Consider the following 2,105-nt stretch of genomic DNA (forward strand, 5'->3'; position numbering starts at 1 on the left):
TCTCGCAGTTGCAGGCGATCGGCTATCCGGGCACCTACACCCGGGTGACGGCCTTCATCCGCCAGTGGAAGGCGGCCGGCGGCGCCAGCCGCCGCCCGGCCTTCGTGCCGTTGCACTTTCCTCCGGGTGAAGCCTTCCAGTTCGACTGGAGCCGCGAGTACGCCTTCGTCGGCAGCCACGCCAAGATGCCGCTGGATCTCGCCCACGTGAAGCTGGCCTGCAGCCGCGCCTTCTGGTTGGTGGCCTATCCCACCCAGAGCCACGAGATGCTGTTCGATGCTCATACCCAGGCGTTTACCGCCTTCGGTGGCGTGCCGCGCCGCGGCATCTACGACAACATGAAGACGGCGGTGGACGGGATCGGCCAGCACCGGGAACGGCGGGTCAACGCCCGCTTCCACGCCATGACCAGCCACTACCTGTTCGCCGCGGAGTTCTGCAACCGCGCCGCGGGTTGGGAGAAGGGGCGGGTCGAGAAGAACGTGCAGGACCGGCGCCGACAGATCTGGATCGAGGCCGGGGCCCGCCACTGGCCAGATCTGGACACCCTCAATGCCTGGCTCGCCAGCGAGTGCCGCGCCGCTTGGCCGATGCAGGCGCATCCGGATGCCTCCGACATCACCGTGGCCGAAGCTCTGGAGGACGAACAGCCCCACCTGATGCCGATGCCCGCGCCCTTCGACGGCTACATCGAGCGGCCGGTGCGGGTCAGTTCGACCGCGCTGGTCAGCTTCCAGCGCAACCGCTACAGCGTGCCGTGCGAACACGCCCACGCCGTCGCCAGCCTGCGCGTGTATCCCTTCGAACTGGCCGTGGTGGTCGGCGAGGCCGAGGTCGCCCGCCACCGGCGCAGCTTCGAGCGTGATCGGGTCCACTACGACTGGCAGCACTACATCGCCCTGGTCCAGCGCAAGCCGGGGGCACTGCGTGACGGCGCGCCGTTCCTGTCCATGCCCGATCCGCTGCGCAAGCTGCAGCAGGTGTTGCTGCGCCAGCCTCACGGCGACCGCGCCATGGCCCAGGTGCTGGCCGCCGTACCCGTGCACGGGCTCGAAGCGGTACTGGTGGCGGTGGAACTGGCACTCGAGTCCGGCCTGGTGCGCGCCGACCACGTGCTCAACGTGCTGGGGCGATTGCAGCATCCGGACCGCACGATCGAGACGGTCGCCTCGCGAGTGACGCTGCGTCATCCGCCGGTGTCCGATCCGGCCCGCTACGACGCCCTGCGGGAGGCAGATCATGTCGACGCCTGACCTGCCGCTGCGCATGCAGCAGCTCAAGCTGCACGGCATGGCCAGCCAGTGGCCCGAACTGCTGGCCAAGATGCGCCTGCACACCATGGAGCCCGAACACTGGATGGCCGAACTGCTGCAGGCCGAGTCCGCCGAACGGCAGGTTCGTGCCCAGGCCAACCAGATGAAGGCCGCACGTTTCCCCGTCCATCGTGACCTGCTCGGGTTCGACTTCGCGGCCAGTCCCGTTGATCGCGCACTGGTCGAACGACTCCACCAGGGTGACTTCATCCACACCCCCGAGAACGTCGTCCTTGTCGGTGGACCGGGCACCGGCAAGACCCACCTGGCCACCGCCATCGGCATCCAGGCCGTGCGCCAGCATCGCCTGCGCGTGCGCTTCTTCTCCACCATCGAACTGGTCAATGCGCTGGAGAAGGAACAGGCCCAGGGCAAGGCCGGGCAGATCGCCCTGCGCCTGACCTATGCCGACCTGGTCATCCTCGATGAACTGGGCTACCTGCCGTTCACCCCCTCAGGCGGCGCGCTGCTGTTCCACCTGATCAGCAAGCTCTACGAGCGCACCAGCCTCGCCATCACCACCAACTTGGCCTTCTCCGAATGGGGTCAGGTGTTCGGCGACGCCAAGATGACCACCGCGCTGCTGGATCGCATCACCCACCACTGCCACATCCTGGAGACCGGCAACGACTCCTGGCGGCTGCGCAACAGCACCGCCGCCAACAAGACCAAAGCCAGAATCAGGGCAAAGGAGGCCACCACCCAGACCACCAACTGATACCCTCAGCCCCGTACACCGGGTGGGTCAAAGTTCAACGCGCAGCCTGGGTCAGTTTTAAGTGCGCGCCAACA

General features: G+C 67.2%; 2 protein-coding genes. Both read left to right on the plus strand.

Annotated elements, in window-relative coordinates; translation table 11 throughout:
• Positions 1-1,253: IS21-like element ISPa36 family transposase (istA, locus tag WDC87_RS21770; RefSeq protein WP_336331330.1), on the plus strand; the 1,253-nt coding region annotated here is incomplete at its 5' end.
• Positions 1,240-2,031: an IS21-like element ISPa36 family helper ATPase IstB gene (gene istB, locus WDC87_RS21775; protein ID WP_003097544.1), complete on the plus strand. Its 792-nt coding sequence runs from the start codon at positions 1,240-1,242 to the stop codon at positions 2,029-2,031. The genes istA and istB, both read left to right, overlap by 14 nt.
• Positions 2,032-2,105: the final 74 nt, after the last annotated feature.

Source organism: Stenotrophomonas maltophilia group sp. Smal12, from assembly GCF_037079935.1.
GTDB classification, from domain to species: domain Bacteria; phylum Pseudomonadota; class Gammaproteobacteria; order Xanthomonadales; family Xanthomonadaceae; genus Stenotrophomonas; species Stenotrophomonas sepilia.